This is a genomic window from Pseudomonas koreensis (assembly GCF_036668835.1).
Classification (GTDB): Bacteria; Pseudomonadota; Gammaproteobacteria; order Pseudomonadales; family Pseudomonadaceae; genus Aquipseudomonas; species Aquipseudomonas koreensis_I.
In genome coordinates, this window is the sequence record NZ_JAZEVW010000002.1 from 389,273 (window position 1) to 403,424 (window position 14,152).

Annotated in this window: 10 protein-coding genes; 7 read left to right on the forward strand and 3 right to left on the reverse strand. The window is 61.2% G+C overall.

Annotated elements, in window-relative coordinates; all coding sequences use genetic code 11:
• Window position 1 precedes the first annotated feature (1 nt).
• The 5 genes from V6F91_RS06880 to V6F91_RS06900 all read left to right on the forward strand — a co-directional run bounded on the left by V6F91_RS06880 (window position 2) and on the right by V6F91_RS06900 (window position 7,611).
• Window positions 2-1,576, forward strand: a complete 1,575-nt coding sequence (locus V6F91_RS06880; protein ID WP_332763161.1) for an ABC transporter ATP-binding protein — start codon at window positions 2-4, stop codon at window positions 1,574-1,576.
• A 168-nt stretch (window positions 1,577-1,744) separates the two neighbouring features.
• The gene (locus V6F91_RS06885) at window positions 1,745-3,151 is read left to right on the forward strand and encodes a sigma-54 interaction domain-containing protein (protein WP_332763162.1); all 1,407 of its coding nucleotides are present in this window, start codon (window positions 1,745-1,747) and stop codon (window positions 3,149-3,151) included.
• A 285-nt stretch (window positions 3,152-3,436) separates the two neighbouring features.
• The gene (locus V6F91_RS06890) at window positions 3,437-4,828 is read left to right on the forward strand and encodes a GntP family permease (RefSeq protein ID WP_332763163.1); all 1,392 of its coding nucleotides are present in this window, start codon (window positions 3,437-3,439) and stop codon (window positions 4,826-4,828) included.
• A 7-nt stretch (window positions 4,829-4,835) separates the two neighbouring features.
• A complete protein-coding gene (gene hbdH / locus V6F91_RS06895; RefSeq protein WP_332763164.1) occupies window positions 4,836-5,609 on the forward strand; it encodes a 3-hydroxybutyrate dehydrogenase in 774 nt (257 codons plus the stop codon).
• Window positions 5,610-5,655: 46 nt separating this feature from the next.
• A complete protein-coding gene (locus V6F91_RS06900; RefSeq protein ID WP_332763165.1) occupies window positions 5,656-7,611 on the forward strand; it encodes an acetoacetate--CoA ligase in 1,956 nt (651 codons plus the stop codon).
• Between the two features lie 48 nt (window positions 7,612-7,659).
• On the opposite strand, the gene V6F91_RS06905 is transcribed toward V6F91_RS06900, so the two are convergent.
• Window positions 7,660-8,769 carry a PilT/PilU family type 4a pilus ATPase gene (locus V6F91_RS06905; RefSeq protein ID WP_332763601.1) on the reverse strand — a complete coding sequence of 370 codons (1,110 nt, stop codon included), beginning with the start codon at window positions 8,767-8,769 and terminating at the stop codon, window positions 7,660-7,662.
• A 114-nt stretch (window positions 8,770-8,883) separates the two neighbouring features.
• Here V6F91_RS06905 and V6F91_RS06910 point away from each other — a divergent pair, with 114 nt between their 5' ends.
• Window positions 8,884-11,421, forward strand: coding sequence for a PAS domain S-box protein (locus V6F91_RS06910; RefSeq protein ID WP_332763166.1), 2,538 nt, complete (start codon window positions 8,884-8,886; stop codon window positions 11,419-11,421).
• A 50-nt stretch (window positions 11,422-11,471) separates the two neighbouring features.
• Window positions 11,472-11,747, forward strand: a complete 276-nt coding sequence (locus tag V6F91_RS06915) for a peptidylprolyl isomerase (protein WP_332763167.1) — start codon at window positions 11,472-11,474, stop codon at window positions 11,745-11,747.
• Between the two features lie 116 nt (window positions 11,748-11,863).
• Here V6F91_RS06915 and V6F91_RS06920 read toward each other — a convergent pair whose 3' ends face one another.
• A complete protein-coding gene (locus V6F91_RS06920; RefSeq protein WP_332763168.1) occupies window positions 11,864-12,796 on the reverse strand; it encodes a sugar kinase in 933 nt (310 codons plus the stop codon).
• Between the two features lie 132 nt (window positions 12,797-12,928).
• Window positions 12,929-14,143 (reverse strand): amino acid deaminase, encoded by a 1,215-nt coding sequence (locus V6F91_RS06925; RefSeq protein WP_332763169.1) that lies wholly within the window; start codon window positions 14,141-14,143, stop codon window positions 12,929-12,931.
• Window positions 14,144-14,152 lie beyond the last annotated feature (9 nt).

Below are 14,152 nucleotides of genomic sequence, written 5' to 3' on the forward strand. Positions count from 1 at the left end.
CATGACTGACAATCTGATTGAAATTCGTAACCTCAATGTCGCGTTCCACGGCCAGACCGTGGTGCGTGATTTGTGTCTGGATATCCGTCCGGGCGAATGCCTGGCGCTGGTCGGCGAATCCGGCTCCGGAAAATCGGTCACCGCGCACTCGATCCTGCAGTTGTTGCCAGAGTCCGAGGCGCATTCTCACGGCAGCATTCGTTATCGAGGCCAGGAGCTGCTCGGCGCGGATCCCAAGGTCTTGCGCGAGTTGCGCGGCAACCGCATCGCGATGATCTTCCAGGAGCCGATGACCTCGCTCAATCCGCTGCACACCATCGAGAAACAGATTGGCGAAACCCTGCTGCTGCACCGTGGCCTCGGCGGCAAAGCGGCGCAGCAAAGGATTCTCGAACTGCTGGGTCTGGTCGGCATCCAGAAACCCAAGGAGCGCCTGAAAGCCTATCCGCACCAGCTTTCAGGCGGGCAACGGCAGCGGGTCATGATCGCCATGGCGCTGGCATGCGAGCCGGAATTGCTGGTCGCCGACGAACCCACCACCGCACTTGACGTCACGGTACAACGCAAGATTCTGCTGCTACTCAAATCCCTGCAGAAGCGTCTGGGCATGTCGCTGCTGTTGATCAGCCATGACCTCAATCTGGTGCGCAGCATCGCTCAGCGTGTGTGCGTAATGAAGGCCGGCGAAATCGTCGAGCAGGCGCCCTGCGAAAACTTGTTCACCGAGCCGAAGCATCCTTACAGCTGCGTGCTGCTCAACGCCGAACCCGAGGGCGAAGCGTTGCCGCGTGATGAGCGCGAGAATGTGCTGGAGGTCAATGATCTGAAGGTCGAGTTCGCCGTCGGTGGCGGACTGTTTCAGCGCAAGCAGTACCTGCGCGCGGTGGATGGCATCAGCCTGAGCATTCAGCGTGGCAAGACACTGGGCATCGTCGGCGAATCGGGCTCAGGCAAGTCGACGCTGGGTCAGGCGGTCCTGCGCCTGCTCGATTCCGAAGGCAGCATCCGCTTCCAGGGCGAGGCACTCGACGGTCTCAATCAGAAACAGATGCGACCGTGGCGGCGGCAAATGCAAGTGGTGTTTCAGGACCCGTTCGGCAGCCTCAGCCCGCGCATGTCGGTGGCGCAGATCATCAGCGAAGGCCTCGAAGTGCATTGTGAATCAAGCGCCGATGAGTGTGACGAGCAAGTGATCCGCGTGCTCAAAGAGGTCGGCCTCGACCCGGAAAGTCGTCATCGCTATCCCCACGAGTTTTCCGGTGGTCAGCGCCAGCGCATCGCCATCGCCCGGGCACTGGTATTGAAACCGGCGCTGATTCTGCTCGACGAGCCGACGTCGGCGCTGGATCGCACGGTGCAGAAACAAGTGGTCGCCCTGCTCCGCCAGTTGCAGGAAAAACACGGTTTGACATATCTGTTCATCAGCCACGATCTGGCGGTAGTGCGCGCGCTGGCCCATGACCTGATTGTGATCAAGGACGGTAAAGTCGTGGAGCGTGGCGCCAGCCATGAGGTGTTCGAAGCGCCGCAGCATCCTTACACCAAAGAGCTGTTGGCGGCTGCGCATCCGGGGTAGGCATAATCGGTGTTCGACCCGATACCGTGTCGCGGCCTTCGCGAGCAGGCTCGCTCCTACAGGGTTCGCGGCTGCTCACGCATCGTGTGACGACCGGTTTCACTGTGGGAGCGAGCCTGCTCGCGAAGGCACCGGCCCAGGCCACATATCATCAGGATCATTCGACAGATGAACACCACCGAAAGCCTCAAGGACTACCAACGCGTTCGCACGCTGGCGATCCGCTCGCTGTTCGAAATCATCGAGCAGTCCAGCGAAGGCACGGTGATCGTCGATCGGGATGCCAACATCGTCTGGATGAACGAGCGCTATGCCCGGCGCTTCGGTCTTGAATCGGCTGCGGGCGCGATCGGCAAGGCTTGTGAAAGCGTGATTCCCGGCAGCCTGCTGCGTGAAGTGGTACGCACCGGGCGGCCGATTCTGCTCGACATGCAAGACACGCCGAAAGAGCCGTTGGTGGTGATGCGTCTGCCGATCCATGACGATGCCGGCACGGTGATCGGCGCGATCGGTTTCGCCCTGTTCGATGAGTTGCGCACGCTGTCGCCAATGCTCAAGCGCTACCTGAGCATGCAGGAAGAACTGGCCTCGACGCGCTCGCTGTTGCGCGCCCGCCAGACCAAATACAACTTCGCCCACTTCATCGGCACCAGCGCCGCCAGCCTCGAAGTCAAACGCCGCGCGCGGCGCAGTGCCAGTGCCGAATCGCCGGTCTTGCTGCTCGGTGAAACCGGCACCGGCAAGGAACTGCTCGCTCAAGCGATCCACAGCGCATCGCCCCGCGCGCACAAAGCCTTTGTCAGCATCAACAGCGCGGCGATTCCCGAGGCGCTGCTCGAAGCCGAGTTCTTCGGCACGGCCCCCGGCGCGTTCACCGGTGCTGATCGCAAGGGACGTACCGGCAAATTGCAGATCGCACAGGGCGGCACGCTGTTTCTCGACGAGATCGGCGACATGCCGCTGCCGCTGCAAAGCAAGTTGCTGCGCGTTCTGCAGGAAAAGGAGTTCGAGCCGGTCGGCTCCAACGAGGTGATTCAGAGTGATGTGCGGGTCATTGCCGCGACCTCGACTGATCTGCAAGCGGCAATCAAGCGCGGCGAATTCCGCGCCGATTTGTACTATCGCCTGAATGTGCTGCCGATCCAGGTGCCGCCTCTGCGCGAACGCCTCGATGATTTGCCGGCACTCAGCGAAGCGATTCTTGAGGAGCTGCGCAGCCAGCACGAACTGCACCGTGATGCGCTGGCATTGCTTGGGCAACATGCGTGGCCGGGGAACATTCGCGAATTGCGCAACGTGCTGGAGCGCGCAGCGTTGCTCAGCGATGACTTGATTCTCACCGAACAGGATCTGCGTGCGGCGATCGGCACGTTGATGCCGGTTGAGCGTCAGTCCGCGCTCATCGCAAAAGTACCGCTTGAGGAAACCTTCGCCCGGGCGCGAGAGCGCTTTGATCGGCAATTGATTGAAACGGCGTTGGCCCAATGTGCGGGGAAGGTGCCGGAAGCGGCGGCCCGGCTGGGGCTGGGGCGGTCGACGTTGTACAAGAAAATGGTGGCGTTGGGTATCGTCTGATCTCCCTTTTGAGATGCTATCTCTTTCTGGAGACAGCAGCAAAAGCTTCGCGAGTAGGCTCGCTCCCACGGGTTAAATGCGATCAAAATGTGGGAGCGAGCCTGCTTGCGAAGGCGTCCGACCATGCACTCGAGCTCTCTTAACAGAGACAAGCGTCCCGTCAATCAACCCTGACTTCAATATAATTCGATAAATTTCAAGCATTTAGCCAATTGGCACAAATCTCGCTAACACCTCTCCACACCCGTTCCACCCACAAAAATAACAATTTTGGAGAGACACACCATGAGTGTGATCATTGCCTTGGCAGCCCTCGCGTTGCTGATGCTGGCCGCCTACCGTGGCTACAGCGTTATCCTCTTCGCCCCGATTGCCGCGCTCGGCGCGGTCCTGCTCACCGACCCTTCCGCCGTCGCGCCTGCGTTCACCGGGGTGTTCATGGAAAAAATGGTCGGCTTCATCAAGCTGTATTTTCCGGTGTTCCTGCTCGGCGCTGTGTTCGGCAAATTGATCGAGCTGTCGGGTTTCTCCCGATCGATCGTCGCCGCAGCGATTCGCCTGCTCGGTACTCGCCAGGCCATGCTGGTGATCGTGCTGGTTTGCGCGCTGCTCACCTATGGCGGCGTGTCGTTGTTCGTGGTGGTGTTTGCGGTGTATCCGTTTGCCGCCGAGATGTTCCGCCAGAGCAATATCCCCAAACGGCTGATCCCGGCGACCATCGCCCTCGGCGCGTTTTCCTTCACCATGGACGCCCTGCCCGGCACCCCGCAGATTCAGAACATCATTCCCAGCACGTTCTTCAACACCACCGCATGGGCCGCGCCGTGGCTGGGTGTGATCGGCACGATTTTCGTGTTTTGCGCCGGCATGCTGTTTCTTCAGCGTCAGCGCAACAAAGCGCAGCGCGCCGGTGAGGGCTATGGCACCGAACTGCGCAACGAGCCGGAAACCGCCGAAGACCTGAAACTGCCCAATCCTTGGCTTGCACTGTCGCCGCTGCTCGCGGTAGGCATTATGAATCTGCTGTTCACTCAATGGATTCCGCAGTGGTACGGCAAGACCCACAGCCTTGCGCTGCCAGGCATGGCCACGCCGGTCACCACCGAGATCGCCAAGCTCACGGCGATCTGGGCGGTGCAGGCGGCGTTGCTGGTCGGCATTCTGATGGTGTTGGCGTTCGGCTTTCAGGCGATTCGCAGCAAACTCGCCGAAGGCAGCAAGAGTGCGGTCAGCGGCGCACTGCTGGCGGCGATGAACACCGCGTCCGAATACGGTTTTGGCGCGGTGATCGCCTCGTTGCCGGGCTTTCTGGTGCTGGCCGACTGGCTCAAGCAAATCCCCAATCCATTGGTCAACGAAGCCATTACCGTAACCCTGCTGGCCGGCATTACCGGCTCGGCATCGGGCGGCATGAGCATTGCGCTGGCGGCGATGTCCGAGCAGTTCATCAGCGCGGCCAATGCTGCAAACATTCCGCTGGAAGTGCTGCATCGCGTCGCCGCCATGGCCAGCGGCGGCATGGACACCCTGCCGCACAACGGCGCGGTGATCACCCTGTTGGCGGTGACCGGGCTGACCCACCGCGAAGCCTATAAAGACATTTTCTGTATTACGCTGATCAAGACCCTGGCGGTTTTCGTAGTGATCGGCACTTTCTACGCCACTGGCATTGTGTGAGGTATTCATGACGACTCTTACCGGCAAGACCGCACTGGTTACCGGCTCCACCAGCGGCATCGGTCTGGGCATCGCACTGAGCCTGGCCAAGGCTGGGGCCAATCTGATTCTCAACGGTTTTGGCGATGCGTCGGCAGTGATTGCCGAAGTCGGCCAGTTCGGCGGCAAGGTCGGCCATCATCCGGCCGACGTCAGCGATCCGGCGCAGATCGCCGAGATGATCGCCTACGCCGAGCGCGAGTTCGGCGGCGTGGATATCCTGGTCAACAACGCCGGCATCCAGCATGTCGCGGCGGTGGAAGAGTTTCCGGTCGAGCGCTGGGATTCGATCATTGCCATCAACCTGTCCTCGGTTTTCCACAGCACCCGCCTGAGCCTGCCGGGCATGCGCAGCAAGAACTGGGGGCGGATCATCAATATCGCGTCGGTGCACGGTCAGGTCGGTTCGACCGGCAAAGCCGCGTACGTGGCCGCCAAGCACGGCGTAATCGGCCTGAGCAAAGTGGTCGGCCTGGAGACCGCGACCAGCAACGTCACCTGCAACGCCATTTGTCCGGGCTGGGTGCTGACGCCGCTGGTGCAGAAGCAGATCGACGATCGTGCGGCCAAGGGTGTCGATCCGCAGCAGGCGCAGCATGATCTGCTGGCCGAGAAACAACCGTCGCTTGAGTTCGTCACGCCGCAGCATCTGGGCGAACTGGTGTTGTTCCTGTGCAGCGAGGCCGGCAGTCAGGTGCGTGGCGCGGCGTGGAATATCGATGGCGGCTGGCTCGCGCAATAACGCCCCTCTGTGGGAGCCCCGTCAATTCGATAAAAAGAGGCAAGCAATGTCCGACATCCTCTGGCAACCCGATGCCAACCGTATCGCCCGGTCGCGCATCGATGCGTTTCGCCGTGCCATCAATCAACGCCACGATTTGCACATCGGAGACTACCCTGCCCTGCACCGATGGAGCATCGAGCAGCGTGCGGATTTCTGGCAGGCGCTTGTCGATTTTTTCGATATCCGCTTTCACACCCAGCCCGACGCGGTACTGCGTGAAGGCGCGCAGATGCCCGGTGCCGAGTGGTTTCCCGGCGCGACCCTGAACTTCGCCGAACACCTGCTGCGCCGCCGCGACGACGCCGTAGCGGTGATCAGCGTGGCGGAGAACGGCCAGCGCGAGCAATTGACCTGGGCCCAACTGGCCGAGCACGTCGCCGGTTTTCAAGCGAGCCTGCAGGCGGCCGGCGTGGGCCTCGGTGATCGTGTGGCGGCGTGCATGCCCAATACCTGGCAGACGCTGGTGGCGATGCTTGCGACCACCAGCCTCGGGGCGATCTGGTCGTGCTCATCGCCCGACTTCGGTACCCACGGGGTCATCGACCGCTTCGGCCAGATCGAACCGAAAGTGCTGCTGACCTGCGCGGGTTATCGCTATGCAGGCAAGAACCTCGACCAGACTGACAAGATCAACGGCATCCTCGAACAGCTGCCGACGCTCAAACAGTTGATCATCGTCCCGTACGCCCAGCCGCAAGCACGCGCCCAAATGTACCGAACACAGGCTGAAGTGAGTTTGTGGGATGACTTCTACGCAGCCGGCGGCGAAGCGCATTTCGTCCCGGTGCCGTTCAACCATCCGCTGTACGTGCTGTATTCCAGCGGCACCACCGGCGTACCGAAATGCATCGTCCACAGCACCGGCGGTGTTTTGCTGCAACACGTCAAGGAGCACGGCCTGCATTGCGATCTCGGCCCCGGCGACCGGCTGTTTTATTACACAACCTGCGGCTGGATGATGTGGAACTGGCTGGTCTCCGCGCTCGCGGTTGGCAGTGCGGTGGTGCTCTACGATGGCTCGCCGTTCTACCCGGACCACCCGCGCTTGCTCGACTTGATCGACGATGAGCGCATCAGTGTGTTCGGTACCAGCCCGAAGTTTCTCGCCACCCTCGAAAGCAGCGGCGTCATCCCCCGTGACAGCCATGACCTGCGCAGTCTGAAAACCCTGCTGTGCACCGGCTCGGCGCTGTCGCCGCAGAGCTATGACTATGTTTACCGCGAGATCAAAAGCGATGTGTGCCTGGCCTCGATGTCCGGCGGCACTGATATCGTCTCTTGCTTCGTCAATGGCAACCCGCTGTCAGCGGTACGGCGCGGTGAAATCATGGGCAAGAGCCTGGGCATGGCGGTCGAGGTGTGGAACGACGCCGGCCAGCCGGTGACCGGCGAGAAAGGCGAACTGGTCTGCACCCGGCACTTCCCCGCCATGCCGATCGGTCTGTGGAATGACCCGGACGGCACGAAACTGCGCCAGTCATATTTCAGCCTGTTTCCCGATGTCTGGGCACAGGGCGATTACGCCGAACAATTGCCACACGGCGCGATGTTGATACACGGGCGTTCGGATGCTGTGCTGAACCCCGGCGGCGTGCGCATCGGCACGGCGGAAATCTACCGTCAGGTCGAAAAGCTCAGCGAAGTACTGGACAGCGTCGCCATCGGCCAGCAGTGGCAGGATGATGTACGGGTCGTGTTGTTCGTGCGATTGCGCGAAGGGCTGCAACTGGATGACGCGCTCGAGCAGCGCATCCGCCAGGTGATCCGCGCCAATACCACCCCAAGGCATGTACCGGCGAAGATCGTTGCGGTGACCGATATCCCGCGCACCATCAGCGGCAAGATCGTTGAACTGGCGGTGCGCGAGAAGGTGCACGGGCGGCCGGTGAAGAATACCGATGCGCTGGCCAATCCCGAGGCGCTTGAGCAGTTTCGGGATCGGCCGGAACTGGATTTCTGAACCTTGCGCGGGTATCCGCTCGCTAAAGCGCGGGCGCCAGCCGGTTCGTCAATCCATCAAGCCCCACTCTCCCGAAACCGAGCCCGCGTTATTGATGGGTTCATCCGCCAGCTTCAAGCGCAGCTTCAGATTGTTCGCCGAGTCTGCATTTTTCAGCGCTTCGTCTGCACTGATTGCGCCTTCCATCACCAGCGCAAACAGTGCGGCGTCGAAGGTTTGCATGCCCAGCTCGGCGGACTTTTCCATCATCGGTTTGAGCTCGTCCAACTGCCCGCGGCGAACCAGATCAGCGATAGTCGGCGTACCCAACAACACCTCGACCGCTGCCCGGCGCTGCCCATTGAGGGTGCGTACCAAGCGCTGCGAGACAAAGGCGCGCAAATTATTCCCAAGTGCATGCAACAGCTGCGGTCGCCGCTCTTCGGGGAACATGTTGATGATCCGGTCCAGCGCCTGATTGGCATTGGTGGCATGCAATGTCGAAAGCACCAGATGCCCGGTGTCGGCAAACGCCAAGGCATGCTCCATGGTTTCGCGGTCGCGGATTTCCCCGATCAGCACCACGTCCGGGGCCTGGCGCAGGGTGTTTTTCAATGCCGCGTGAAAACTGCGAGTATCGACACCGACCTCACGCTGATTGACGATCGAGCGCTGATGCCGATGGATGTACTCGATCGGGTCTTCGATGGTGACAATGTGCCCGGTACTATGGCGGTTGCGATGATCGATGAGTGCTGCCAGAGAGGTCGATTTACCCGAGTTGGTCGCACCGACGAACAGAATCAGCCCGTGCTTGAGCATGATGGTGTCGAGCAGCACTGGCGGCAGTTTCAAATCGGCGAACCGCGGTATATCGAGTTTGACGTTACGGATGACGATCGACACGTCGTTGCGCTGCTTGAAAATGTTCACCCGAAAGCGGCCGATGCCCGTTCGGGAGATTGCCAGGTTCATTTCCAGATCCCGGTCGAACTCCCGTTGCTGCTCGGCGTCCATCAGTGAGGCGGCGATGGCGGCGGTTTCGCCGAGTTTGAACGGCTGATCGCCCAGCGCGACAAGCACGCCATCGATCCGCGCGCTGGGCGGTGCACCTGTCGAAAGAAACAGGTCTGAGCCGTTTTTATTGGACAAAATTGATAACAGTGCATCGATTTCCATGGCAAAAATCACCCGCGAAGCATTCAATGAACAGAAATTGGCCTGCACCTGGCGCATGCCTGTTTGCAACAATGATAGACGCCGTCTCGCCGAACTACGCTCAGGACCGATGTAATGAACGCTGTACCGATTCCCGATGACGCCCAGGCACTGCTCAGCCGTACCGACTGGAGTCGTGGCCCACTGGGCGCTGCCGATGGCTGGCCGCAGAGTCTGCGCACCGCGGTCGACATCGTCATTCACTCGCCCATGCCCATGCTGTTGCTGTGGGGGCCACAGCTGACGCAGATCTACAACAATGGCTTCGCCCTGCTCGCCGGGCAGAAGCATCCGCAGGCGTTCGGCCAGCCGGCGCATGAGGTCTGGCCGGAGCTTCGCGACTTCACCGACCCGATTTACCGCGCCGTCCTGCAAGGCCAGGTGCGCACCTACAGCGAGAGACGCTTTACTTTGCAGCGTGACGGCAAGGACAGCGACTTCTGGCTTGATCTGACCTATAGCCCGATTCGCGACGAATCCGCGCAAGTCGCCGGGATTCTCGTCACCGCCATCGAAACCAATGAACGCCGACGCGTTGCGCTGGAGTTGCAGCGCCGCTCCGAAGAGAGCCTGCAAGCGCAACGTGAAACCGAAGAGCGTCTGCAACTGGCCTTGGCTGCCACCGACGCGGTCGGCACCTGGGACTGGAATATCGGCGAAGACCGCTTTATCGCCGACACGCATTTCGCCCAGTTGCACGGGGTCGATCCTGCACAGGCCCAGCAATTGCCGATCAGCGAGTACCTGCAAGGCGTGCACCCCGAAGACCGCGCCATGGTTGCGCGCAGCATCAAACACTGCATCACCCACGGCACCGAATACGCCGAAGAATATCGCTTGCTACAGAGTGACGGCGAGGTGCGCTGGGTGTTTGCGCGCGGGCGCTGCTACAAGGATCACCATGGCCGGCCGACGCGGTTCCTCGGCGCGGCGCTGGACCTGACCGAGCGCAAGCACACCGAACAGGCATTGCGGCAGAGTCAGACCGAGCTGCAATTGATCATCAACGCCATGCCGATCCTGATCAGCTACGTCGATTGCGAAGAACGCTTCCGCTTGAACAACGCGGCTTATCTGGACTGGTACGGCCTCACGCCACAGGAGCTGTACGGGCGCACGATCCGCGAGGTAATTGGTGAGGAGGCGTATTTCCTGCGCCTGCCGTACATTGCCGAGGCGCTGGCCGGCCGGCCGTGTTCCTTCAGCCTGTACACCCCGCACCGCGACGGCAGCAGCCGCCACGCGTTGATGAATTATCTGCCACGTTATGGCGCCGACGGCGCGGTCAACGGTTTCTATATCTTTGTGATCGACGAGACCGAGCGCAAGAAAACCGAAGAAGCCCTGCGCAATCTCAACGAAACCCTTGAAGAACGCGTCAGTGCCCGCACCGAGCAACTGGCTTTGGCCAATCAGCGTTTGCAAAGCGAAATGTTCGAGCGTGAGCGCGCTGAAGATGCCCTGCGCCATGCACAGAAAATGGAAGCGGTGGGTCAGCTGACCGGTGGCATCGCTCACGACTTCAACAACATGCTCACCGGGATCATCGGCAGTCTTGATTTGATGCAGCGCTACATTGCCAACGGCCGGGCTGACGAGATCGGGCGGTTCACCGAAGCGGCGGTGTCTTCGGCCAACCGCGCGGCGGCACTGACTCACCGTTTGCTCGCGTTCTCGCGGCGCCAGTCGCTGGACCGCAAAACCCTCGACGTCAATGTGCTGGTGCTATCGCTGGAGGATCTGATCCGCCGGACCAAGGGCGATCCGATCGAACTCAAACTGCAACTGGCCGACGATGTGTGGCCAGTCAGCACCGACGTCAGCCAACTGGAAAACGCCCTGCTCAACCTGGTCATCAACGCCCGCGATGCGATGCCCGACGGCGGCGAGTTGCTGATCGAAACCGCCAACGTCTATCTCGACGGCAGTGACATCACCACGCTGGAACCGGTCAAGGCTGGCGATTACCTGATGCTGGCGGTCAGCGACAACGGCACCGGCATGACCCCCTCGGTACGCTCGAAGGCCTTCGATCCATTCTTTACCACCAAGCCGATCGGCCAGGGCACCGGCCTCGGTTTGTCGATGATTTATGGTTTTGCCCAGCAATCAGGCGGGCATGTCAGCCTCGACAGCTTGCCGGGCCAGGGTACGTCCGTGCGTTTGTATCTGCCGCGCTTGCAGGGTGTCGAAGCGCCACACGCTACGCAACCGGCGCTTGAGCAAACGCCGACTATCGCCACCGGTGCAACCGTGATGGTGGTAGAAGATGATCCGGCGGTGCGCATGCTGGTGCTCGATCTGCTTCGGGAATTGGGTTATCAGACCTACGAAGCCGTCGACGCGAAGACCGCCCTGCCCCTGCTCGAATCCGGCCGGCGTGTGGACCTGCTGGTCACCGACGTCGGCCTGCCGGGCATGAACGGCCGACAACTGGCGGAAATCGCCCGTCAGCATCGGCCCGGCCTGAAGGTGCTGTTCATGACTGGCTACGCGCAAAAAGCCGCTGAACGTCAGGGCTTTCTCGAGGACGGCATGGACATGGTTGCCAAACCGTTCGCGGTCGAGCTGCTGGCCAGCAAGATCCGCACGATGACCAGCCAAACCCTGTGACTTGAGGCATAATCCGCGCCCCGCCGTCACCCCGTTATCAGGACCGCCCGATGAAAGCCCAAGCCCGCCACATTCTGGTGAAAACCGCCGAAGAGGCCGAACAGCTCAAACAACGCATCGCCAAGGGTGAGGCGTTCGATGTGCTGGCGAAGAAATTTTCCACCTGCCCGTCCGGCAAACGCGGCGGCGATCTGGGCGAAGTGCGACCGGGGCAAATGGTCAGTGCGATCGATGCGGTGATCTTCAAAAAACCGCTGCGCACGGTGCATGGGCCGATCAAGAGCAAGTTTGGTTATCATCTCGTGCAGGTGTTTTATCGGGATTAGTGGGTTGGCTTGCGGGCCCAATCGCGAGCAGGCTCACTCCTACCATTGCAACGCATTCCACCTGTGGGAGCGAGCCTGCTCGCGAACCGATTGCGCAGCAAGCGGCCATTCAACAGCTATTTCGGAATCAACGCCCCCGGTACCTGAATCACCCGACTTGCCAGCAGATGCCCAGCCTGCGCCGCGTCCACAGGACTGCCACCGGACAAGCGCCTGGCCAGATACGCCGCACTGAACGAATCCCCAGCCGCGGTGGTATCTACCACTGTCTCGACCTTCTGCGCCGGCACTTCGAACGCCTCACCCTCGCAACGAATCAGGCATGCCGCGGCGCCCCGCTTGAGCACCACTTCCGGCGTACCGATCTGCGCATACGCCGCGAAAATTTCATCACAATCCGGGAAGCCGAACAGCGCCTGCTCGTCGTCCACCGTCAGCAACGCCAGATCGACGTAAGGCAAGACGCTGCGATACGCCGCTCGCGCCTCTTCGACAGAAGCCCACAGCCGCGGCCGGTAGTTGTTGTCGAAGACGATGCGCGCATCGTTCTGCCGCGCATTGATCAAGGTTTCGATCAATCTGTCCCGGCCCTTCGCGCCGAGTACAGCGAGAGTAATACCGCTGAAATACAGCACGTCATAATCGGGCAACGCCGCCAGCACCGGTTCGGCGGCCGGTGTGGTGAAGCACTCGCGGACGGCGGCTTCGTTGCGCCAATAAAGGAAACGTCGCTCACCGTTGACGTCGGTCTGAATGCAGTACAAACCGGGCAAGCGGCCAGGCAGGCGTTGAACCAGATCGAGGCCGATGCCTTCGCTTGCCCAGATCCGGCACATTGCGTCACTGAAACTGTCGTCGCCCAGCGCGGTGACGTAATTGACCTGTGCCTGATCGCCCATTGCGCGGGACAGATACACCGCAGTGTTCAGGGTGTCGCCGCCGAAGCTTTGCTGCAGGCTGCCATCAGCGCGCTGCTGCAACTCGATCATGCATTCGCCGATCAGGGCGATGCGCGGGATGTTTGGGCCCAAGGGGCTTGAGGTGTTCATTTCAGGGGGTCTCTGATGGTTCGGTGGTGGCTGTGCCGCCGTCATCGCGAGCAGGCTCACTCCTACAATTGGTATGCATTTCAAATGTAGGAGTGAGCCTGCTCGCGATTGGCTGCGCCTCGGTCTGAAGCCTTAGAAACAAGTCTCCATGCTCTCGATCACCGTCAGTTGTTCATCCACCAACAAGCCCACCCGCCATTTGTCGAACGTCAGGCACGGGTGCGACGTGCCAAAGGAAATGATATCGCCCACGCGCAGCTCCACGCCCGGCGCCACCGTCATGAACGCATGCTGATCCATGACCGCAGTCACCTTGCAGGCACTCACGTCATCGCCCGAAGCTGGCACCGCGCCGGCCTTGTAGCGCAGCAATGGCACCGGCAAACCGGCATCGAACGCCACATCGCGCTTACCGAGCGCGATCACCGCAAAACCCGGTTCCGGCAATGACTGCACATGCGCCCAGACTTCCAGCGCCGGGCGCAAGCCTTCGTGCAGATCGCTGCGCCGGTCGAGGACGCAGCACTGCGCATCCTTGTAAATGCCGTGGTCGTGGGCGACGTAGCTGCCCGGTCGCAGCACGCTGAGAAAGCGCCCAGCGGCGTTTTGCGTTTCGAACGATTCGGCGATCAAGTCGTACCACGCCGAGCCGGACGCGGTGATGATCGGTTTGGCAATGGCGAACGCGCCGCTGTCCTGCAACTGCACGGCCAGGCGTACCAACGAGGCGGCGAACTCGCGGATGCCGCTGACCGCGTGGTCGCCGTGGATCACCCCTTCGTAACCTTCGATACCGGTCAGGGCCAGCGCCGGTTGGGCGTTGATCGCCTTGGCCAGCTCGATGACTTCCTGTTCGCTGCGGCAACCACACCGCCCGCCGACGACGCCGTACTCGATCATCACGTTGAGCTTGAGCCCGCGCGAAGCGAAATACGCGCCCAGATCGGCGACGTTATCCGGGTGATCGACCATGCAGTGGAATTCGAATGCCGGATCGGTAAGCAGATCGGCGATCAGCGCCATGTTCGCGGTGCCGACCAATTGGTTGGCCATCAGCACCCGTCGCACGCCATGGGCATAGGCGGCGCGGGTCTGGGTCGCGCTGGCGAGGGTGATGCCCCATGCACCAGCGTCGAGCTGACGCTTGAACAGCGCCGGGGTCATGCTGGTTTTACCGTGGGGCGCCAGTTCGGCGCCACTGTCGCTGACGAACTTCTGCATCCAGCGAATGTTGTGCTCCAGTGCCTGGTTATGCAGCACCAGCGCGGGCAGGCTGACGTCACGCGCCAGTTGCGCGCCGATGGCCGCGTCGCCCTTTTGCACAGCACGATTGTTGGCAGTCGTCATGGTCGAACT

What these genes read in the sequence shown, in the direction of transcription:
- hbdH (WP_332763164.1), top strand. Translation starts at nt 4,836, where the DNA reads ATGACGACTCTTACCGGCAAGACCGCACTGGTTACCGGCTCCACCAGC.
- V6F91_RS06890 (WP_332763163.1), top strand. Translation starts at nt 3,437, where the DNA reads ATGAGTGTGATCATTGCCTTGGCAGCCCTCGCGTTGCTGATGCTGGCC.
- V6F91_RS06920 (WP_332763168.1), bottom strand. Translation starts at nt 12,796, where the DNA reads ATGAACACCTCAAGCCCCTTGGGCCCAAACATCCCGCGCATCGCCCTG.
- V6F91_RS06915 (WP_332763167.1), top strand. Translation starts at nt 11,472, where the DNA reads ATGAAAGCCCAAGCCCGCCACATTCTGGTGAAAACCGCCGAAGAGGCC.
- V6F91_RS06900 (WP_332763165.1), top strand. Translation starts at nt 5,656, where the DNA reads ATGTCCGACATCCTCTGGCAACCCGATGCCAACCGTATCGCCCGGTCG.
- V6F91_RS06925 (WP_332763169.1), bottom strand. Translation starts at nt 14,143, where the DNA reads ATGACGACTGCCAACAATCGTGCTGTGCAAAAGGGCGACGCGGCCATC.
- V6F91_RS06880 (WP_332763161.1), top strand. Translation starts at nt 2, where the DNA reads ATGACTGACAATCTGATTGAAATTCGTAACCTCAATGTCGCGTTCCAC.
- V6F91_RS06910 (WP_332763166.1), top strand. Translation starts at nt 8,884, where the DNA reads ATGAACGCTGTACCGATTCCCGATGACGCCCAGGCACTGCTCAGCCGT.
- V6F91_RS06885 (WP_332763162.1), top strand. Translation starts at nt 1,745, where the DNA reads ATGAACACCACCGAAAGCCTCAAGGACTACCAACGCGTTCGCACGCTG.
- V6F91_RS06905 (WP_332763601.1), bottom strand. Translation starts at nt 8,769, where the DNA reads ATGGAAATCGATGCACTGTTATCAATTTTGTCCAATAAAAACGGCTCA.